Source organism: Vibrio sp. LQ2 (genome assembly GCF_023920125.1).
GTDB classification, from domain to species: Bacteria; Pseudomonadota; Gammaproteobacteria; order Enterobacterales; family Vibrionaceae; genus Vibrio; species Vibrio fluvialis.
In genome coordinates this window covers 3,423,069-3,444,992 of record NZ_CP085308.1, presented here as the reverse complement: position 1 = coordinate 3,444,992, position 21,924 = coordinate 3,423,069, and the positions used below count along the sequence as shown (strand labels likewise).

The window sequence follows — 21,924 nt, the reverse complement described above, 5'->3', positions numbered from 1 at the left end:
GCTCATTTTCGGCCGCCAACGCGTTAGTCAAACTCAAACCGGTACAGCAGATCGACAGCACTGTCGAGACCTGAAACCGCCTCAAGATACAGATCTTTCATCAATCGGTAGCGAACCGTAAACTCGCCAACCGAGTTAAAAATACCCACACCGTACTTCACTTGCAAGCCTGGCAGAATGTAACCACTTACGGTGACCTGTGAGTCATCGCCCGAACCAGCGGTATCAAGCTGCAAATCCTGCACGCCCAGCTCTTCGCCAATCTGGCCAACCACTTTACCGCTTTTCGCCAGACTCAGACCAATCAGGGTCGTGGTCATCGCGTTGCCACCCGTTTCACCATCAATGTCCTGACCGCGCAGCAAGTAAGACAGCGCGTTGGCCTGCGGCATGCTCGGGTCGGAGAAAATCGACACCGTCGGTTCATCGGCCGGTCCCGTCACCTGCACCCCGGCAACCACATCGTCCTGAGTGTTGTCCGGATTACGAATCGCTTTGATCGACACGTATGGTTGATCCACCGGGCCATTCATCAGAATCTTACCCTCCTGAATGATCAAGTCCTGACCAAACGAGCGGTACTGACCATCCTGAATATTCACCTCACCGGTCACAAATGGCCCCTGGTCTTTCTGGCTGACCTGCAAACGCCCCACCAGACCACCTTCCAAACCAAACGCACTCAGTTTGAAGTCATTACCAATCACGATGCTGACGTTGGTTTCGACGTTAAACGGTATGCTACTCTGCTCTGAAATCGGCTGCAGATCCGCATTCACCAGCACCTGATCTTTCGAGACACTGATCGCGCTCGGCGGCAGTTCTTCGACCACAATCCGTCCCCACGGCAGCGCTATCGAACCGTCGATTTTCGCCAGTTTCGGCTGCATTGCCAGCGTCAGATCGGGCACCACTTTCATTTTCACCATCGGCGGCAGATCCACCAGCAAAGACTCCGCTCCGACATGGGCATTGACCCGCCAGTCATCGAGTTGCTGCCAGTTGGCATCACCAGTCACATTGAGTTTGCCATCGGTGGTTTCAATGCCCGCGTCCAACGTCGCCTGATAGCCGTTGAAGTTAACCGCCAGGGTGCCAGCGTTGATTTCCACCGGCGCAATGTCACCGCGCACCTGCATATCGCTGACACTAAAACGGCCATTGATCTGCGGATGCAACATCGCGCCGCTGAAAGTCACATCGGTTTCAATGTTGGATTTCACTTCGCTGTATTCGCCAATCAGCGGCGCGAGAAAATCGATGTTGAACGTAGTGAGCTTAAGCGCGCCCTGCATCTGCTTGTCTTCAGCGATGACATTCGGAATCGTCAGCTTGCCGCTGACATCGCCGTTGTCCGTCACATCCACCTGCCAATCGGCCTGCAGGCGGTTTTTCACCAGCATCGCGTTGAGCTCAATCTTGTCCCAGCCGAGTTTGAGTGTCTGTTCCAGTTTCTGTTCCACATTGCCTTCAGGCATGCGAACTTTTGCCTTCACCTGCGGCGGTTGATCCGGTGACCACTTGGCCCACACGTCAGCATCCACAGAACCACGCAGCAATGTTTCAGGTGGTAAGAAAGCTTTCACCTGAGCAAAGTCAAACTGATTGACCGACAGCTGTGCTTCGCCACTTACACCAACGGTAGCCGGCTTATCCAGACACAGGGACGAACCCGCCTGGCGCCAGCAGTGAGCGGCGATCGTTGCATTCTGCTGGTCAATATTGGCTTTGATCTCGGTTGCGTGATTGAGCTCCCACACGCCCTGTTGAGACTCAATCCGCGCACGCTCTAAACGCCCGTCCCAGATCATCGCGGGTTTCTCCAACAAGCTCCCCGTCACCGCAAGCTGCGTCGAGACTAAATCGGAGTCTACGTCGAGCGTCAGCTCATGCTGCGCCTGCGTGCCACGCGCAACCAGATTCACCGTGCGCACCACCTGATCCTGATACTCAATTCCTTGTACACGCAGACTGATATCCGCCTGCGGCGTTGGCATCGGCACCACACTGCCACTCAGAGTCACGTGTTTTACCTTTGCTTCTTGCTGCCAGGCGAGGCGGTCAGCATCAAGCGCCAGCTTCACTTTCGGCTCTTTAAGCGGCCCCAGCAACGTCACATCGCCAATCACCTTGCCTGTTAAATCCGGCACACTTTTGGCTAAATCCGGCAGATCGAGAGACAATCCTAAACGCCATGTTTTGTCCAACTGGCCCTGCGCCGTGACTTTGTTCGGCCCGTGCGCCAGTGTCAGTCCGGGAGTAGAAAATTTGAAATCACTATTTCCGCTGACATCCGACGCACTGAGCGTGCCGTTAATGTCCAGCGGGTAGTCACGCACCATGCCATGAATCGCCAGAGTCGGCAGTTCAACTTGCCAGCCCCCTTGCTTGGTCAGTTGGCCTGAGGTCGCCACATCGCCGCTGACTACGCCTTCGGCTTGCGGCCATTGCAGTCCGGGCTGAATTTGCTTGAGGTTCAGTGAAGCCTGCCATTTGACCAATGCACTCCAGTCGGCACTGGCCTGCCCTTGAATATCCCCGCCCAGAGTATGAACCTTCAGTTCATTGAGCGAAATGCGTTGCAGATTCCCTTCACCTTGCAGAGCGACATCCACTTCCGGCACCGCATTGCCCTTCAGATGGCTTTGCAGCTCAAGCTGATAGCCTTGCAGCGATCCTTTGGCGGCGATACGCGGCGCTTCAACAAAATACTCGCCCTTTTCCACCAGCGGCCACTGCGCTTTGAGTGAGTCGATGGTGACATCAAACGGAAACTCTCTGTTCAGCGGCTGCAGTTTGGCATTCAATTGAGCTTCAGCGCGGCCTGCCAGCTGAGCTTTCAAGGCCAGATTGGCGACGCTGCCACTGGCGTTGAGCGTCAGCGTCTGCCCTTTGGCTTCTGCCAGTTTCGCGGTGGCATCGAGAGCGAGCGACAACGGATAATCGCCGCTCAGCGTGATTTGCGTATTGAGCTTGGCGTTCACTTGCGGCATGTCGAGTTCCAGCGTATCAACACTCACTTGTGACTGATAAGCGCTGGCTTTGAGCCCCAAATGATGAATCTGAATCGGCGTCTCTTGCACCAGCGTGAAATCACGCAGATCAAAGCGGTTCAGTTCGACGCGCAGCGGAATGATCACCTCTGGCAACACGATATCCTGAGCCGGTTCATTGGCGGCTGGCGGCGCAGCGGAGGTTGGTGTCTCTGCGGCCGGGGCCAGTGCCACGCGCACGCCCTGCCAGTCGGTCTGGCCGATTCTCAGACGATTGCTCTGAAAGGTCGCGCTGGTCGCGAAATGTTGCCAGTCAAGCTGGTGACCCAACACATTGAGGTGAATATCATCCAGCACCAAACGGCCCAGTTTGATCGGCACCGGCGTCGATAAATTGGTCAGCGGCTCAGACGGCGCGCTTGGAGGCTCGTCACTGGAAGCGGGCAGCGAAGGCAGATTGAGATGCAGGCCGCGAATGGCGACTTCATTGACGCACAACACCGGATCCAGCAGGCAGCTGGCTTTCACTGCCAGCGTCAGACTGTCGACCTCGGTGTCGATGTTGAGCTCAGCATCGTTGAAGCGAACCTGCTGCAGAGTAAAACGGGGGAACAGCGCCCCCTGCGTGGCGCCAACGGAGAACTGAGGCAGCGCTTTTTGCGCCCCCCACACCACCAGATTCAAGCCTTGGTTGGTAAACAGCAATCCGGCAATCGCCAGCGTCAGAATGATGGTCAGAGCAACCAGAGCTGCGGTGAACCATTTGGTCCATTTGATCGCGCGCCTGATCATAATTCAGGCCCCAGCGTGAAGTGGATCTTGAAGCGGCTACCCGGATCTGAGTCTAACCCCCAAGCAAAGTCGAGGCGGATCGGGCCGACTGGCGAGATCCAGCGAATACCAAAACCGGTACCGGTTTTCCAATCCGGTGTATCGTTAAACGCATCGCCGTAATCGACAAACAGCGCTCCCCACCAGTTCCCCGTCAGACGGTACTGATACTCCAGCGAGCTGGTGGCGATATATTTCGCACCGGTCAACGAACCACTTTCATCGCGTGGTGAAATCGATTCATAGCCGTAACCACGTAGGTTATTGTCGCCACCGGCAAAGAAACGCAACGATGGCGGCAACTTATCGAAATCTTCGGCAAAGTTCGCACCACCATCCAGACGAATCAGACCGCGGTGGTTATTTCCGAGGCTGCGCAACCAGGAAGTGCCCGCCTGTACCCGTGTCACTCGAGTATCCGAGATAAAAGCCGGGTCGCCATATTCCAGCGTCATGGTTTGTTTGTCGCCCCAGGTGAGCAGCGAACCGTTCATGCGCGAACGGGTGCGTGTATAGGTCACACCGGGTAAGACGAATTGAGCCGCATCGTCCTGTATACCCTGCTCATAGTCTTCAATCAGATAGCGAACAAATACGGTACGGTGCCAGCCGTTATCCAGCAACCAGTGACGTTCCAGTGCCAAGTTGGATTCGATACTTTTCGTATCACGATTATCGACGTGCTTCATCCCGTATTGAATACGATAGTACTCATGCAATACGTCTTCGAGCGGAATCTTGTAGCCAGCGGTAATGCTCTGCTCTGGTGCGGAAATCGAAAAGCTGCTGTCAAAACTGTGGCCGCGTTCATTTACCCACGGTTTTTTCCACTTGAGTGAGCCACGCACCCCGACGTCGGTTGAATAACCGATACCCGTTTCGAGCTGGTTACGCGATTGCGGTGCCAATGAAACATTCATCGGCAGCTCGCGGCCATTGGTCAACTGGCTGAGATCGGGTTCAACCAACACAGACGAGAACCAATCGGTATTAGAGAGGTTCTGGTTATACAGCCCCACCTGTGACACCAGATACGGGTCACCCTGTTTGAACGGTTGTAGCGAGCGCACACGGTTTTCGTAGATTTGGCTACCGGTAATCGTGCTGGCACCAAAGTGATAGCGAATGCCACTGGCATAATGCAGACGCACAAACGCTTCATTGAGCTCTGGCGCGACTTCAAGTTTGCTGACGATATACTCGCCATCAAAATAGCCTTTTTGCAGCGCCAGGTTGCGCAGACCCGATTTCAAGCTGTCGTACTGACCATGATTGAGCGGCTCACCAACCGTCAGACCGCTGCGGCGAATCAGGCGCTGAAAGTCTTTGTCGCTCTCCGCTTCGCCTGTGATCACGATGTCCACCAGCTTAAGACGCACCACTTCCCCCGGCTCCACCGTCAGGGTCATCGCCTGATTCGGTTTGGTGACATCAAAGTCAAATTGCGGGTGGTAGTAGCCCAGTGCATTGAGCGCCTCGGTGATGGTTTTCTCCAGACGCGACTGAAAGCGCAACTGAGTGGAGTAGTCGCTCTTGGGTATAGAAGAGAGATAAGCATCGACATTGTCTTTCAGCCCGCCTTCCAGCCCTTTAATGGTTAAATCCACGTCGGCGAAAGAAGCAGCAGAAAAGCATAAAGCCGAGATTAGCACTGGTAATGGGGTTCGTCTCATGCTTAATTATTGGCGTTATACAGCAGTTAAGATTTAGCTAGTTGAGAATCATACCGTCAATATGCAATTTAGTCTGTATGAAAACAGTCAATTATCCGGTCTCTCTGTTCATGGTCACACAGTCAGCGAATTAAAAAGGAAATATCATGTTAGACAAACAAGTGATGGTCACCGCTGAAACGGCATTACCAGGACGCTCGACTCCTATGAGTGTAGAAGACACTCACTTCGTCAATCAAACCCGTCTTTCGGCAGCACCCGCGGCGGGTCAGGAAGAAATTCTGATCGGCATGGGTTGTTTCTGGGGCGCAGAACGCCTGTTCTGGCAACTGGATGGCGTAGTCTCAACGTCAGTTGGTTACGCAGGCGGCTACACGCCAAACCCGACTTACGAAGAAGTGTGTACCGGACGCACTGGCCATACCGAAGTGGTACGCGTCATCTACAACCCAAGTGTACTGTCACTGAACGCCCTGCTGCACGCATTCTGGGAACGCCATGACCCGACGCAAGGCATGCGTCAGGGGAACGATTTGGGTACTCAGTACCGCTCCGCAATTTACACCTACAGCGACGAGCAGCAGGCTATTGCCGAGCAGAGCAAAGCCGATTATCAGGCGCTGCTGGAAGAGCACCAACGCGACCTGATCACCACTGAGATTCTGCCAGCTGGACCTTACTACTTCGCGGAAACCTACCACCAGCAATATCTGGCGAAAAATCCACAAGGCTATTGCGGCTTAGGCGGCACTGGTGTGTGCTTCCCGCCGAGCCTGGTGTAAACCGCTCTGATGCTTCAGGTTGCCGGAACCCACATTCCTGTAACCTGAATTTTTCGCAACCTCATTTTCTGTGCTATACCTTTGGGTGCTCAACCAAAGGAACAAAAACAATGAAAAATAAAACACTTATCGCCTTAATGCTGGCGTGCTCTCCAACCCTCGCTCTCGCTCACAACATTCAGCTCGGCCAATCGGTGCCGAATGTCGAAGTCGACAGTTACGGGGAAGTTATTCTACAAAATAAAGATACCACCTTCCAACCCTGGAACAGTGCTCAGATGCCGGGCAAAGTCCGCATCATTCAAGCGATTGCCGGGCGGAGCAGTGCGAAAGAGATGAACGCCGCGCTGATGGCCGCCATCACTGCCGCGCACTTTCCAGAGGAGCAATACCAAACCACCTCGATCATCAACCAGGATGATGCGATTTGGGGAACTGGTTCATTCGTGAAATCGTCCGCTCAGGACAGCAAGAAAGAGTTCCCATGGTCCTCTATCGTGTTGGATAAAGCCGGAAAAGTTGCGAAAAGCTGGGATCTTCAGGAAGAATCCTCGGCAATTATCGTTCAGGATAAAGCGGGGAAAGTGCTGTTTGTTAAAGAAGGTTCACTCAGCGAACCGGAAATCGAACAAGTACTTGGCCTGGTGAAACAGAGCCTGTAATTCTCATGCCGTGAGGAGAAATCTCTGCTCACGGCACAATCCGTACTTGCCTCTACGTCTAATTGTTATACTATAACAATTCTTTTTTCATCCAGTGGATTCACCATGAACCATAGCCTGCACAGTCTGCGACTGCATGCTCGGGTAGTCACCTTAATGGCTATCCTGCTGGCGCTATGGCTCAATTTTGCTTACGTCGAACATCAACTGGATATCACGCCATCGCATCACACGCAGCATCATTGTCAGCTATTTTCCGGTGCCCATCACGGCCTTGCCGCTACACTGCCAGAACTGCCGGTGTGGATCGAACACGATTATCTGCAGCCCGTCGCGGCCACGCTGAACATTACTCGGCTCTATCTGGCCTATCTGGCCCGCTCACCGCCCACTCTGTAAATCACTGCTATTTCCGCGTGCTGTGCGCGCCTATTACCTATTTCAGTATTTATGGAGTCAAACAATGTTTACTAAACCTGTGCTGGCACTCAGCATTTCTGCCGCTCTGTGTGGCAGCGCTTTCGCTCAAGAAGAATTTCGCCAACACGAAGCCCATGTCCATGGCCATGTCGAACTCAATATCGCTCAGGATGGTCAGGATCTTTTGATTGAAATCACCGCGCCAGGCGCTGACGTGGTGGGTTTTGAACACGCACCGCAAACAGATGAGCAGACACAACGCCTCAATCAGGCGCTGGATAACCTCAACAACGCCGAAGCGATTTTCACCCTGAGTGACGGTGCGCGTTGTCATCTGGAAACGGCCAACGTCAAGCATACATTGGGTGGGGCGGACGACCACGACCACGACCACGACCACGACCACGACCACGACCACGACCAGCATGATGATCATGACCACGAGCAACATCAAGGCCATGATGACCATGAACACCACGATGATCATGAACAGGCGCATGAAGGTCATGAGCATCACGACGAGCACCAGCACGGTTCGTTCACAGTACAATATCAGTACCATTGCGATCAGATTACTGAGCTGAAGCAAATCGATAGTCACTGGTTTGAATTGTTCCCGAACACCCAGGAAATGGACGTGAATCTGCTGACCGACAGCGTACAGACGGCGACGGAACTGCGTCCGGGTCAGGCTCGAATTTCACTGTAATGGACCTCTCGGGTAAGTACTTACTTACCCGAGACTATTTTGCAAGGAACTGTGATGAGTGAACTCCATCTCTATTCGGCCAAGCAGGTGATCGAACTCAATCAGGTCACTTTTCGCTGGCCAGACAGCGACAGCCCGACATTAGATATCGAACAGCTGAGTGTCGCAGCCAAAGAGCATCTGTTTATCAAAGGCCCAAGCGGGTGCGGTAAATCCACCCTGCTCAGCTTGCTGACCGGCATCAATACCGCCAGCAGCGGCGAAGTGCGCCTGCTCGGACAAGATTTGAGTCAGCTAAAAGCCAGCGCCCGCGATCGCTTTCGCGCCGATCATATTGGCTATATCTTTCAGCAGTTTAATCTGTTGCCTTATCTGTCAGTGATCGACAACGTTATTCTGCCGTGCCAGTTCTCGGCCCTGCGCCGCAGCAAAGTCAACGAGCCTTTAACTGAGCGGGCCAAAGCACTGCTGACGCGTCTGCACTTGCCGCAAGCTCTGCTGGAAAAACCAGTTGTAGAACTGAGTATCGGCCAACAGCAGCGCGTGGCCGCCGCGCGCGCCTTGATTGGCGAGCCCCATCTCATCATCGCCGATGAACCGACTTCGTCACTCGATTACGACAATCGCAGCGCTTTCATTGAATTGCTGCTGGAAGAGGCAAACCGTGTCGGCTCAACCTTGGTGTTTGTCAGCCATGACCCGACGCTGGAAAGCTTGTTCAGCCGCAGTGTTCACTTACCTACTCTCAACCGTGCGCGAGGGATGTTATGAGCGTCACCGTCAAACTGGCCTGGAAAAGCCTGCTCAACCGTAAGACTACCGCGCTGCTGACGGTCCTGACCGTCGCCATTTCCGTTATTCTGCTGCTGGGTGTAGAACGCATTCGTACTCAGGCCAAAAGCAGTTTTGCCAACACCATATCGGGTACCGACCTGATCGTGGGTGGCCGCAGCGGACAAGTCAATCTGCTGCTCTACTCGGTCTTTCGCATTGGTAATGCCACCAACAATATCGACTGGAAAAGCTATCAGGAATTTAGTACTCATCCGGCCGTGAAGTGGGCGATTCCGATTTCACTGGGCGACTCGCACAAAGGCTTCCGTGTGATGGGGACCAACCATAGTTACTTTGAACACTATCGCTATGGGAGTAAGCAACCACTTACTTTCTCTCAAGGTCGCGAGTTCAACGGTTTGTTTGAAACCGTGCTGGGCGCCGATGTCGCCCGTCAATTGGGTTACCACATTGGCAGCCAAATCATTATTGCTCATGGTATCAGTGACGTCGGTTTTGCCCGTCATGACAACCTGCCCTTTACCGTGGTGGGTATTCTGGCGCCAACGGGTACCCCGGTTGACAAAACCGTTCATGTTTCGCTTGGTGCCATTGAAGCGATTCACGTTGGCTGGGAGTCCGGAGCGCATCTGGGAAATACTCCGGATGCCGCTCAGCTAGAGCAGCGTCAGTTCGAGCCCAAACAGATCACCGCGATGATGATTGGTCTCAAATCCAAAATTCAGACATTTGCACTGCAACGCCAGATCAATGAGTATCGCAAAGAGCCGCTCAGTGCCATTATGCCTGGGGTCGCGCTGCATGAATTATGGGGCATGATGTCGGTGGCAGAACAGGCGCTGATGGCGGTCTCGGTATTTGTGGTGGTCGCAGGGCTGCTCGGCATGCTCAGCAGCCTGCTTACCAGCTTGCAGGAGCGCCGACGGGAAATGTCGATTCTGCGTGCCATGGGTGCCCGGCCACAGCATGTATTCGCGCTGTTGGTGAGTGAAGCCAGTGTACTGACATTCTCAGGCATCGTGCTCGGGCTGGCCGGACTCTATGCCCTGCTGGCGATCGCCGCACCATTGATTGAAAGTCAGTATGGCATCCGTCTGCAGCTGGAATCGCTGTCCGGTTATGAGTGGCAGCTGCTCGGCTATGTGCAAGCGGCTGGCATCGTGATTGGCTTTATTCCCGCGCTGCGCGCCTATCGCCAGTCGCTCAGCGACGGCATGACGATTCGACTGTAAACAACCTGAATAACTGGGGAAAGAGATGAAAAAATGGCTGGCGAGCGCCGCCCTGATGCTAATGACTGTCGTCGCGGCACCAGCATTTAGCAGTGATGAGGTCTTGAAACTGGACTGGATCGATTTGATTCCGGAAAACGAACGCAATCTGTTTGATCAGCAGGGCATGCCGATGCCGGATCACAACGGCAGCGCACCAGCCAAGCAATCCAAAATCGGCCATGTGCGTTCTGAACTTAATGGCAGCACGGTAAAAATTCCCGGCTTTGTGATCCCATTGGAAGGGGATGAAAATACCGTCACGGAATTTTTGTTGGTGCCGTATTTTGGTGCCTGCATTCATGTGCCACCACCGCCACCGAATCAGATTATTTACGTGAAATTCCCGAAAGGTGCGCCAGTGCAGGAGCTATGGGATGTGGTGTACGTGATTGGGACGCTCAAGACGGAATCGGTCAGTTTGGATCTGGCGGAAACAGGCTATGTGATTGAAGGCAGTGAGATCGCCGAATACGACGATATGTAAATCGTGTTAACAACCAAGTAACCTATTGATTGTGCTGTCTAAACGATGTACTTGGAGAGATACGTCAGTACTCCCAGATAAACAACGAATAGTAGAGCAATCGATAGGTGCTTGCGCAGCTTTATATCCTTCCCGTATTTCATTGGCACCCCCACAAACAGCGGTAACAATTTTAACAAATTATTATCATTTGGCATAGCGCAAATTTGTGCGCTGCAACCAAGAGTTTCGCTGGAGGCAACACGGCAGACAGGGTACATTTTAAACCATGTCCGAAAAGCATAACTGCTGGTAAAACATGGCCGAATCGAAACAACCTGTAGTGATTGATCACGAGCCGACTTCCGGTTCATCACAGGAAAGAAAATCCAATTACGTCAAAGACAGCGCCAACCGCATTTTTAGTATCGCGCAGCAGCATGGTGTTGATGCTCTACTGCTGAGTGAAGCTCCGAAGAAAACCCCGCTCGACCGCGCGTTAAAGCGCGAGCGTGATCGTAAAGAACAGCGTCAGAAGAATCTGGAGCAGATTGTGCGTCTGGCCCATGTCTCGTGTCGCAATGAGACGGCCGGCGATCCGGATCAGGACTGGCTGTACCGCTTTTTCGACATGGCACAGGACATTCACAACTCGTCCATGCAGCGCTTGTGGGCTCAGGTACTCAAACGTGAAGTGACCAACCCGGGCTTTACCTCGATGAAAGCGCTAAAAGTACTGCAGGACATGACGCCCAAAGAAGCACAGATTCTGCAACGCGCGGCGGGGCTGGCTTGCAGTTTTGGCAGTGACCAGAGCCTGAAACTGCTGTTCGGACTGAAGATTCAAAACAGCTTGTTCAGTTTTGGCAAGCGGGCGGTGACCAACACCCTGAATATCGGCAGCCACCAGATGCCCTACTCCAACTTACTGGTGTTGATTGAGCTTGGTCTGCTGCATGCCACCGAACTGGAATCCGGCGAAATTGAACTCGACCCGCCACTGACGCTGAGCTATCAGGGCAAGCATTTATCGCTCAACGCCAACTCGCGCGGCGTGCGTCTGCTCTACTACCGCTTCTCCCCTACCGGCAATGAACTGTGTCGCCTGCTCGGCAACAAGCCCAATATGGGCTACTACGATCAGCTGGTGGCACTGCTGAGCCAGAAATTTACCGTGCACACCGAAGCCAGTGCGTCGACCATTCACCACACGGTGTAATGGCAAACCGCAGAGACAAAAAAGTCAGGCTTAGCCTGACTTTTTGTTTATCGCTTTCAGTCCATGGATTTACTGAGCAATGATGCCGCGCGCGTTCAGCTCAGCCACACACTGCGCCACCAGCTCATCGATACTGGCATCGCCGGCAGGCAGGTCGATTTCCGGATTGAGCGGCGCTTCATACGCAGAATCAATCCCGGTAAAATTGGCGATCTCACCGGCACGAGCTTTCTTGTACAGCCCTTTCGGATCGCGCTGCTCGCACACTTCCAGTGACGTATTGACGAACACTTCGATGAACTCTCCCTGCGGCAACAAGTCACGCACCAACTGACGCTCTGCGCGGTGCGGCGAGATAAATGCCGTCAGCACAATCAGGCCTGCATCGGCCATCAGTTTGGCCAGTTCACCAATACGGCGAATATTTTCGCGGCGATCCTGCTCAGAAAAACCCAAATCACTACACAGGCCGTGACGCACATTGTCGCCATCCAGCAGATAGGTGTGATAACCCAGCGTCGCCAGACGGCTTTCCAGCGCGCCAGCCACAGTTGACTTGCCCGCACCAGACAGGCCAGTAAACCAGAGTACCGCTGGTTTCTGCTTTTTCAGCTCAGCGCGAAAGTGTTTATCAACCGAGTGTTGATGCCACACGATGTTGTCGTCTTTCACATTCGATGCGGTGCTCATATGTCATCCTTTTGCACAGATTTTAAAAATTAAAACGGAAAAAATACCGGGATCAGCGTCAACACCAACGTTGAGTAAACCAGCGAAATCGGAATGCCGACTCGCACATAATCACTCAGTTTGTAATTGCCCACGCTGTACACCAACAGATTGGTCTGATAGCCGTAGGGCGAGATAAAACTCGCGCTGGCGCCAAACAGCACCGCCATGATGAACGGCATCGGATCCACGCCATAGCCCACAGCCATGCTGTAGCCAATCGGAAATGCCAGCGCCGCCGCCGCGTTGTTGGTAATGAGTTCCGTCAGTACCAGAGTGACCAGATAGGTCGCCACCAGCGCGCCGAAGACACCCCAGCCATTAAAGGCCTGAATAAACATTTGGCCCATGCGCTCGGATAAGCCGGACGAAATCATCAACTGCGCAATCGACAACGCCGAGCCGACGATCACCACGATGTCGACCGGGAAACGGCGACGTAGCTCACTGATTTGCACAATGCCAAACACAAACAGCAGCAGCAGATACGCCAATAGCCCTTTGATGATCGGCACAACCCCCAGTAGCGACGCGCCAATCACAGCGGCAAACCCCACCAGCACCAGAGTGGATTTACTGGTATCAAGTTTGGCGCTGGAATCCAGATCGTTGATCAGTACAAACTCGCGGCTGTTGGCACGGCGCTGCGCATCAAAGCGTTTGCCCGGCACCAACACCAGTGTGTCACCTGCGGTCAGCGTAATATTGCCCAGCCCGCCTTCCAGCCGTTCATGCCCACGACGAATCGCCACCACCACCGCATCAAAACGGTCGCGGAAACGGCTCGATTTGAGGGTTTTGTTGCAGAAGCTTGCCGAGGAGCTGACGACCACTTCAACGAAGTTCTGGCCGTTAAGGTGATGCTGACCAAACAGCGTCAGACCCTGAATTTCCTGCAGCGTCGAGACACTTTCCACATCGCCACAGAACAGCAGACGATCGCGCGCCTGCAATACGAAATCCGGACCGACCGACGGTACGCTTTCACCATCGCGAATCACTTCGGCGAGAAACAGCTTACGCAATGCGCGCAGGTTGTTTTCGGCAATACTGTGTCCAACCAACGGCGAGCCCGGCTCAACAATCGCTTCAAGGAAATACGGCAGATCGTCCTGATTCTGTTCATCATAACTGGGCAGCAGATAGCTCAGCGGGATCAAAATGATCACCCCGCCCACCAGCACCGCCAGACCGATCATCGAGGGCGCGAAAAAGTTGAGGCTTGGCAGTCCGGCATCTTCGACAAAGCTGTTGATGATCAGATTGGTTGAGGTGCCGATCAACGTCAGCGTGCCCCCAAAGATCGCGGTGTACGACAGCGGGATCAATAACTTCGACGGCGCATGCTGTTGATTGCGTTTGATCGCGCCAATCAGCGACACCACCACAGCGGTGTTATTCGTGAATGACGAGAGAAACGCGGTCGACAAGCCCAGTTTGGCCACCACGGTGCCCAAGTTGCCTTCTGAAATATTGCGGCTCACCCAGCTTACCAAACGCGTTTTTTCCAACGCGCTGGAGGCTAAGATCAACAAAACCAGAGTCAGCAGAGACGTGTTGGTGAAGTTCGACGCCAGCGCGTTCACATCCATCATGCCGGACATAAACGCCACAAACGCCGCGCCGGCAAAAATGAAACTCGGCTTAATTCGCGTGACCAGCAGACAGGTCACGATGCCCAGCAGAATCGCCAGTACCAGCCCTTGTTCCCACATAACACATCCCTCAACACGAGGGTGGTTACCCACCCTCCATCACTTATTACTTAAGCAATTGACTCAGATCCTTGGCATCCCAGTGTGGGAAGTGCTTACGGATCAGTGCGTTGAGTTCAACTTCAAACGCAGAGAATTGACCTTCGGCTTGCGCCACGCTTTGCAGACTGTCACGCACCAGGCCTGCGCCAACAGTGACGTTGGTCAGACGGTCGATGATGATGAAACCACCGGTGTCTGCGCAGTCGAGATATTTGTCCAGTGCAACAGACTGATTGAACGTCCACTCACACAGACCAATGCCGTTCAGTGGCAGTTCTGCTGCCTGATAAGTCGACAGATTGTTGATGTCGTATTGGTGACGAATCGCTGAAACCTGACCGACCGTCTTCTTACCGGCGATCTTCACGTCGTAATCACGGCCCGGTTGAAGCGGTTGCTCCGTCATCCACACCACATCGGCCAGCAGATGATTGGTACTTTCAACCTGATCCTGCTCCAGCACAATCAGATCGCCGCGGCTGATGTCAATTTCATCCGCCAGCGTCAGCGTCACCGCCAGACCAGCGCGCGCTTCTTGCAGATCGCCATCAAACGTCACGATGCGAGCGACTGTGGAGGTTTTGCCTGACGGCAGTGCTTTGATCTTATCGCCCACTTTGACTGAACCCGACGAGATCGTGCCAGCAAAGCCGCGGAAATCGAGGTTTGGACGGTTGACGTACTGCACCGGGAAACGGAACTCGCCGCTGCCTTTTTCCTGATCAACATCGACGGTTTCCAGCAACTCGAGCAGTGACGGACCTTGATACCAGTCCATGTGCGCGCTTTTATCTACCACGTTGTCGCCTTCCAGCGCCGACAGCGGAATGATCTGAATATCGATATCGCCGTGCAGGTGTTTAGAAAACTCAAGGTACTCGGCACGAATCTCTTCAAAACGCGCTTGCGAGTATTCAACCAGGTCCATCTTGTTGACCGCTACCACGAAGTGTTTCAGCCCCAACAAGTTCGAGATGAACGAGTGACGACGCGTTTGATCCAGCACGCCTTTGCGCGCATCAATCAGGATCACCGCTAGATCACAAGTCGAGGCACCCGTCGACATGTTACGGGTGTACTGTTCGTGTCCCGGAGTATCGGCAATGATGAATTTGCGCTTCTGCGTCGAGAAGTAACGGTACGCAACATCAATGGTGATGCCCTGTTCGCGTTCGGCTTGCAGGCCATCGACCAGCAGCGCTAAGTCCGGGCGCTCACCCGTGGTACCAACACGTTGGCTGTCGGAATGCACCGCGGCTAGTTGATCTTCATAAATCTGTTTTGAGTCGTGAAGCAGACGACCAATCAGTGTACTTTTACCATCGTCTACCGAGCCACAGGTGAGGAAGCGAAGTAGCGATTTGTGTTGGTGTTGATTGAGGTAACCTTCAATACCTAGCTCAGCAAGTTGAGCTTGAACTGCACTATTCATTTTCTTTCCTTAGACCCTTAGAAGTAACCTTGACGTTTTTTCAGTTCCATCGATCCAGACTGATCGTGGTCGATCGCTCGGCCTTGACGCTCACTCGAGGTCGCCACCAGCATCTCTTCGATGATTTCCGGTAGTGTTTTGGCGTTCGATTCAATTGCGCCAGTCAGTGGGTAACAGCCAAGCGTTCGGAAGCGCACGCTCTTGTGTTCAATCTTTTCGCCTGGTTGCAGCTTCATGCGGTCGTCATCCACCATGATCAGCATGCCGTCCCGCTCGACCACCGGACGCACGTCCGACAGATACAACGGTACAATTTCGATGCCTTCTAAGTAGATGTATTGCCAGATATCCAGTTCGGTCCAGTTCGACAATGGGAACACACGAATGCTTTCGCCTTTGTTGATCTGGCCGTTGTAGGTTTTCCACAGCTCAGGACGCTGGTTTTTCGGGTCCCAGGTGTGGTTCTTATCGCGGAATGAATAGACACGCTCTTTCGCACGAGATTTTTCTTCATCGCGGCGCGCGCCACCAAAGGCCGCATCAAAACCGTACTTGTTCAACGCCTGTTTCAGACCCTGGGTTTTCATGATGTCGGTGTGCTTCGAAGAACCGTGATCAAACGGGTTGATACCCATCGCCATCCCTTCCGGGTTTTTATGCACCAGCAGCTCGAAACCGTATTTCTTCGCTGTCGCGTCACGGAACGCGATCATGTCGCGGAATTTCCAGTCGGTATCGACGTGTAACAAGGGGAATGGGATCTTGCCCGGATAAAACGCTTTACGCGCCAGATGCAACATGACCGAAGAGTCTTTACCGATCGAATACATCATGACTGGATTGGCAAATTCCGCAGCCACTTCACGAATGATGTGGATACTTTCTGCCTCAAGCTGTTTTAAATGGGTTAAGCGTTGTTGATCCATTTTGCGTGCTTCCTTTTAGCTGCCTGTTGGCTTGAAAGACCCGCGACCGGGTCTCGCAATTTGAATAATTGGGTTATGCGTATTGGTATTGAGCTGACGGGTTGGTGTTGTCACCGAACCAGGCCAGTTTGTCGGCCAGCGTCACGACTTCACCAATGACAATCAGTGACGGCGACTGAGCATGTGCCGCTAACTGAGGTAATTCACTGAGTGCGCCGCGAAAAACTTTCTGCGTTGACTGCGTGCCACGTTCGATGATCGCAATCGGCGTACTAGCGTTGCGGCCATGTTCAATTAGCTGCGTGGCGATGGTGCTCGATTTCATCAGCCCCATATAAATCACCAGCGTCTGTTGACTGCGAGCGAGCGTTGACCAGTCCATATCGGCGGCTTCGGCTTTCAAATGACCAGTGACAAACAGCGCGGACTGCGCGTAATCACGGTGGGTCAGCGGAATACCTGCATAGGCCGTTGCACCAGCAGCGGCAGTAATGCCCGGAATAACCTGAAACTGAACGCCAGCATCAAACAGCACTTCCAGCTCCTCACCGCCACGACCAAACATAAAAGGATCGCCGCCTTTGATGCGCACCACACGGTGGCCTTGCTTGGCAAAATCGACCAGCAACTGGTTGGTTTTTTCCTGCGGCACGCTGTGATGACCCGCGCGCTTACCCACACACACCAGAATGGTGTCGCTCGGGATCAGGGCCATAATGTCGTCAGACACCAGGTAGTCAAACAGCACCACATCCGCCTGTTGCAGATAGCTGAGCGCTTTAACCGTCAGCAGCTCCGGATCACCCGGCCCGGCACCCACCAGTGCCACTTCTCCCGGCTGCAGTTGGCTGCGGGCAATCTTGGACCATGTCTGGTTGTGTGCGCCGCCATCGACCGCCACTAAGCGTGGAGCTGCTGTTGTCAGCGTTGACACTGTTTGTGAACCCGCCATGTTTTGTCATCCCTTACCCGATTGATGATTGCATTATGGGCAGTTCCTTTTATTACCTGAAATTCTAAAATTTCATTTTTTATTCGAAAAACTGATATAGGATTGGCACAGTTGAAGCATTGAGGGGGCAAAAATAGCGGGCAAGGGGTGAATAAGAAGTGCGCGAACGGTCCGGAAAATCTCGCTTTCTGTACGCAATAAGGTGCTTAAAATCACATTTCACTATCCATTGAAGTCATTGTTTCATCAGTATTTGTTACATTTATCGAGTTATTGACTTCCCTCAACCCGATTGGAGCGCACCATGACAGCGGCAATCAAACCATTATCTGTCGCCATTCTCGGCGGCCTGCTGACGTTAGCTGGCCCGGCGATGGCAGAAACGATCAAACTTCGCATTATCGAAACCACCGACATCCACACTAACCTGATGGATTACGATTACTACAAAGACAAACCATCACAACAGATTGGTCTGGCGCGAGCGGCCAGTCTGGTCAAAGAGGCGCGCAGCGAAGCCGCCAACAGCATTCTGGTGGATAACGGCGATTTGATTCAGGGCAGCCCGATGGGCGATTACATGGCGGCCAAAGGCATTAAGCCGGGCGAAGTCCATCCAGCCTACAAAGCGATGAATCAGCTCAGCTACGATGTGGGCAACATCGGTAACCACGAATTCAACTACGGGCTGAAATTTCTGCTCGAAACGATCAACGATGCGAATTTCCCTTACATCAACGCCAACGTCTACGACGCGAAATCAGGCGAGCACTTCTTTAAGCCGTATCTGATCAAAACGCACACCTTTAAAGACACCGATGGCAAGGCACATCAAGTTAAAGTCGGTTACATCGGTTTTGTGCCACCACAAATTCTGGTGTGGGATAAGAAGAACCTTGACGGCAAAGTGATTGCCAAAGACATCAAAGCCACCGCCGAAAAACTGGTGCCGGAAATGCGCGCTCAGGGCGCGGATGTGATTGTGGCCATTCCTCACTCTGGCGTCTCTTCAGACCCTTATAAACTGGGCGCGGAAAACTCGGTTTACTACCTCACGCAGGTACCGGGTATTGATGCCATTGCCTTTGGTCACTCACACGCGGTGTTCCCGGGTAAAGACTTCGCCTCTCTGCCAGGGGCTGACATCACGCAAGGCACGATTAACGGCGTGACCGCCGTGATGCCGGGTCGCTGGGGCAGCCATGTCGGGGTTATGGATTTGACGCTGGAACAAAAAGGCGGCCAGTGGGTAGTGACGCATGGTCAGTCAGAAGCGCGCCCTATCTTCGATAAAGCGCACAACAAACCACTGGTTGATGCCGACAAGGGCATCGTTAAAGCGCTGGAAGCCGATCACAAAGGCACGCGTGACTTCGTCAACCAGCCGATCGGACAAGCCAACGATGTGATGTACAGCTATCTGGCACTGGTACAGGACGATCCGACGATTCAAATCGTCAACCTGGCGCAGAAAGATTACGTTGAACGCTTCATTCAGGGCGACCCGAATCTGGATGGTCTACCCGTGCTGTCTGCCGCCGCGCCATTTAAAGTCGGTGGACGCAAAAACGATCCTTCTAACTTTACCGAAGTGGAATCAGGCGAGCTGACATTCCGCAACGCCGCCGACCTTTACCTTTATCCGAATACGCTGGTGACCATGAAAGTGTCCGGTAAAGAGGTCAAAGAGTGGCTGGAATGTTCTGCGGGACAATTCAATCAGATCGACGTGAATTCTGAGCAACCGCAATCGCTGATCAACTGGGATGGTTTCCGTACCTACAACTTTGATGTACTCGATGGCGTGAACTATCAGATTGATGTAACTCAGCCAGCCAAATACGATGGCGAATGTAAGGTAACCCATCCGAATGCGCAGCGTATCGTCAATCTGACCTATCAGGGCCAAGCGATTCGTGATGATCAAACCTTCCTGATCGCGACCAATAACTACCGCGCCTACAGCAACAAGTTCCCAGGCACGGGTGGTGAGTTTATCGCGTTTGATTCTCCGGACGAGAACCGTACTGTGGTCGCCGATTACATTTCGCGTGTCAGCAAAGAACAAGGACAAGTGACGCCAAGTGCAGACAACAACTGGTCATTTGCGCCAATCCACAGCACGCATAAACTCGACATTCGTTTTGAGACCTCACCGAGTGACAAAGCGGCGCAGTTTATTGCCGATAAAGGCCAGTATCCGATGAGTAAAGTGGCCACCGATGAGGTGGGCTTTGCGGTGTACCGTATCGATCTACAAAAGTAACCCGATATTGAGTACAGTATCAGCCGCAGCATGTGCTGCGGCTTTTTTATGGGAGCAAACCGGCATGTCATTCGCCGAGACAGACATTCAGCAGCAGTTTCATCAGTTGATGAGCGAACACGGTTTTAGCAGCGACGAGACAGCCGAACTGCTGGCAGCCGCGACCCCGCTGGAGCTGCCGACACGCCATATTCTGGTCAATCAGGGGGAAAACCCGACGCATTTTTACTTCATCTGTAAGGGAATTTGCCACGCCAGCTACCTGACGCCAGAAGGCAAGGAGTTCAGTAAGGAGTTTTACTGGGAACAGGATTGGATCATTGGTTTTGAAAGCCTGATTCACCGTGCGCCGTCGCCGTATCTGCTCGAGAGTCTCACGCCGGTCACGCTGCTGTGCTTACCGATTGAGTATCTGCACCAATGGCGTCAACGCTTTCATCCCTTGTACATCAAGCTGCTGGAAGCGCAGCTGATGCACAAGGAAAACAAAGAACGGTTTATGTTGCTCTATCGCCCAGAACAGCGTTATCAGGTGATGTGTCAGCAGTTTCCGGAATTGATTCCGCGCGTCAGCGACACCCACATCGCCGCCTATCTGGGTATCACGCCCATCAGTCTCAGCCGAATCAAAGCCCGGCTGAGAAACGAGTGATGCTTATTTGATGTAACGGGCGCGGAACTGACGGCCTTTCATTTTGCCGTTGCTGAGTTTTTCCAGCGCCACTTTAGCCACGCTCTTTTGCACCGCGACATAGGCGCGCATCTGGAACAGGTTGATCTTACCGATCTGATCCGCGGTCAGGCTGCCATCGCTGGTCAGCGCGCCAAGAATATCACCCGGGCGCACTTTCTGTTTCTTACCGCCGTCGATCTGAATCGTCACCATGTTCGAACGGTATGGCGCGACACCTTTCACCGGTGCAGGCAGTTCAGCTGGTGACACCACGATGTCCATGTACTCTTCGATCTGCGCGATGCGGTGCATCTCTTTATCGCTGAAGAAACTGATCGCCAGACCTTTACTGCCCGCGCGACCGGTACGGCCGATGCGGTGTACGTGCACTTCCGGATCGCGAGACAGTTCGAAGTTAAATACCGCGTCCAGGTTGTCGACATCCAGACCACGCGCCGCGACATCCGTGGCGACCAGAATTGAGATGCTCTTGTTGGCAAACTGCACCAGCGCCTGATCGCGCTCGCGCTGTTCCATATCACCATGCAGTTCAATCACACTGAAGCCTTTGTGGTGCAGCTCATCGGCCACGCTCTGCACTTCACGTTTAGTGTTACAGAACACCACCGCCGATTCCGGTTGGTGATTCAGCAGCAGTGTCGCCAGCGCTTCATCACGCGCTTCCGTGCCTTCTACTTTGTAGAACTGTTGGCGAATACTCGATGCTTCATGTGTCGAGGCCACTTTGATCATCAGCGAATCGTGGGTCACCGATTGAGCGATCTCTTGAATCGCCTGCGGATAGGTAGCACTGAACAGCAGTGTCTGACGCTGTTTTGGCGCTTCGGCGATGATCGCATCCAGCGCTTCCTGAAACCCCATCTCCAGCATACGATCCGCTTCATCCAGCACCAGAGTGTTGAGCTCTGACAGGTCGATACGTCCTTTGGACAGGTGATCCAGAATACGCCCCGGTGTACCCACCAGAATGTGCGCGCCGTGCTCCAGCGAACCAATCTGAGGCCCCATCGGCATACCGCCACACAGAGTCAGCACTTTGATGTTGTGAATCGCGCGCCCGAGCGTGCGAATATCGGTGGCGACCTGATCGGCCAGCTCACGAGTCGGACACAGCACCAGTGACTGCACGCGAAAACGCTTCACGTTGAGGTTTTGCAACACGCCCAGACCAAACGCTGCGGTTTTACCTGAGCCGGTTTTCCCCTGACCAATCACATCCTGACCGTTGAGGATTGCTGGCAGAGATTGCGCCTGAATCGGCGTCATATGAGTAAACCCCATGGTATCGAGGTTTGAGAGCAGTTCTGGCTTGAGGTTCAAAGCAGCAAAAGATGTTGGGTTCAAGGG

Annotated in this window: 18 protein-coding genes; 10 read left to right on the top strand and 8 right to left on the bottom strand. The window is 53.4% G+C overall.

The window, feature by feature from the left end; translation table 11 throughout:
- Positions 1–23: 23 nt before the first annotated feature.
- Complete coding sequence (locus LGV68_RS16110; protein WP_252535667.1) at positions 24–3,785, bottom strand: translocation/assembly module TamB domain-containing protein; 3,762 nt, start codon at positions 3,783–3,785, stop codon at positions 24–26.
- The gene (locus LGV68_RS16105; protein WP_158147924.1) at positions 3,782–5,497 is read right to left on the bottom strand and encodes an autotransporter assembly complex family protein; all 1,716 of its coding nucleotides are present in this window, start codon (positions 5,495–5,497) and stop codon (positions 3,782–3,784) included. The genes LGV68_RS16110 and LGV68_RS16105 overlap by 4 nt, the downstream gene beginning before the upstream one ends.
- A gap of 146 nt (positions 5,498–5,643) precedes the next feature.
- On the opposite strand from LGV68_RS16105, the gene msrA reads away from it, so the two are divergent.
- The 8 genes from msrA (at position 5,644) to LGV68_RS16065 (ending at position 11,821) form a co-directional block, all read left to right on the top strand.
- The gene (gene msrA / locus LGV68_RS16100; protein WP_172570464.1) at positions 5,644–6,279 is read left to right on the top strand and encodes a peptide-methionine (S)-S-oxide reductase MsrA; all 636 of its coding nucleotides are present in this window, start codon (positions 5,644–5,646) and stop codon (positions 6,277–6,279) included.
- Positions 6,280–6,389: 110 nt separating this feature from the next.
- Entirely contained in the window at positions 6,390–6,941 is a 552-nt protein-coding gene (locus LGV68_RS16095) for a YtfJ family protein (protein WP_172567327.1), read from the top strand.
- A gap of 105 nt (positions 6,942–7,046) precedes the next feature.
- Positions 7,047–7,340, top strand: a complete 294-nt coding sequence (locus LGV68_RS16090) for a DUF2607 family protein (protein ID WP_252535666.1) — start codon at positions 7,047–7,049, stop codon at positions 7,338–7,340.
- 64 nt (positions 7,341–7,404) lie between these two features.
- Complete coding sequence (locus tag LGV68_RS16085; RefSeq protein ID WP_172570463.1) at positions 7,405–8,070, top strand: DUF2796 domain-containing protein; 666 nt, start codon at positions 7,405–7,407, stop codon at positions 8,068–8,070.
- A 54-nt stretch (positions 8,071–8,124) separates the two neighbouring features.
- Complete coding sequence (locus LGV68_RS16080; protein WP_020329507.1) at positions 8,125–8,841, top strand: ABC transporter ATP-binding protein; 717 nt, start codon at positions 8,125–8,127, stop codon at positions 8,839–8,841.
- Positions 8,838–10,097 carry an ABC transporter permease gene (locus LGV68_RS16075; RefSeq protein ID WP_047458666.1) on the top strand — a complete coding sequence of 420 codons (1,260 nt, stop codon included), beginning with the start codon at positions 8,838–8,840 and terminating at the stop codon, positions 10,095–10,097. Before LGV68_RS16080 ends, LGV68_RS16075 begins: the two co-directional genes overlap by 4 nt.
- Before the next feature lie 25 nt (positions 10,098–10,122).
- Positions 10,123–10,623: a DUF3299 domain-containing protein gene (locus LGV68_RS16070; protein ID WP_020429090.1), complete on the top strand. Its 501-nt coding sequence runs from the start codon at positions 10,123–10,125 to the stop codon at positions 10,621–10,623.
- Positions 10,624–10,921: 298 nt separating this feature from the next.
- Positions 10,922–11,821: a TIGR03899 family protein gene (locus LGV68_RS16065; protein ID WP_020329503.1), complete on the top strand. Its 900-nt coding sequence runs from the start codon at positions 10,922–10,924 to the stop codon at positions 11,819–11,821.
- A gap of 69 nt (positions 11,822–11,890) precedes the next feature.
- Here LGV68_RS16065 and cysC read toward each other — a convergent pair whose 3' ends face one another.
- From cysC to cobA, 5 genes are all read right to left on the bottom strand, one after another.
- Positions 11,891–12,511: an adenylyl-sulfate kinase gene (cysC, locus tag LGV68_RS16060; RefSeq protein ID WP_020429095.1), complete on the bottom strand. Its 621-nt coding sequence runs from the start codon at positions 12,509–12,511 to the stop codon at positions 11,891–11,893.
- 29 nt (positions 12,512–12,540) lie between these two features.
- A complete protein-coding gene (locus tag LGV68_RS16055; RefSeq protein WP_222764810.1) occupies positions 12,541–14,265 on the bottom strand; it encodes an SLC13 family permease in 1,725 nt (574 codons plus the stop codon).
- Positions 14,266–14,311: 46 nt separating this feature from the next.
- Positions 14,312–15,739 (bottom strand): sulfate adenylyltransferase subunit CysN, encoded by a 1,428-nt coding sequence (gene cysN, locus LGV68_RS16050; protein ID WP_252535665.1) that lies wholly within the window; start codon positions 15,737–15,739, stop codon positions 14,312–14,314.
- A gap of 17 nt (positions 15,740–15,756) precedes the next feature.
- Positions 15,757–16,665, bottom strand: a complete 909-nt coding sequence (gene cysD / locus LGV68_RS16045; protein WP_020329499.1) for a sulfate adenylyltransferase subunit CysD — start codon at positions 16,663–16,665, stop codon at positions 15,757–15,759.
- Between the two features lie 73 nt (positions 16,666–16,738).
- Positions 16,739–17,617, bottom strand: coding sequence for a uroporphyrinogen-III C-methyltransferase (gene cobA, locus LGV68_RS16040; protein WP_020429100.1), 879 nt, complete (start codon positions 17,615–17,617; stop codon positions 16,739–16,741).
- A 304-nt stretch (positions 17,618–17,921) separates the two neighbouring features.
- Here cobA and cpdB point away from each other — a divergent pair, with 304 nt between their 5' ends.
- The gene (cpdB, locus tag LGV68_RS16035) at positions 17,922–19,883 is read left to right on the top strand and encodes a 2',3'-cyclic-nucleotide 2'-phosphodiesterase (RefSeq protein ID WP_252535664.1); all 1,962 of its coding nucleotides are present in this window, start codon (positions 17,922–17,924) and stop codon (positions 19,881–19,883) included.
- Between the two features lie 85 nt (positions 19,884–19,968).
- Entirely contained in the window at positions 19,969–20,535 is a 567-nt protein-coding gene (locus LGV68_RS16030) for a Crp/Fnr family transcriptional regulator (RefSeq protein ID WP_024373769.1), read from the top strand.
- Positions 20,536–20,538: 3 nt separating this feature from the next.
- Here the strand turns inward: LGV68_RS16030 and dbpA are convergent, their stop codons facing one another.
- Positions 20,539–21,921, bottom strand: coding sequence for an ATP-dependent RNA helicase DbpA (dbpA, locus tag LGV68_RS16025; RefSeq protein WP_252535663.1), 1,383 nt, complete (start codon positions 21,919–21,921; stop codon positions 20,539–20,541).
- Positions 21,922–21,924: the final 3 nt, after the last annotated feature.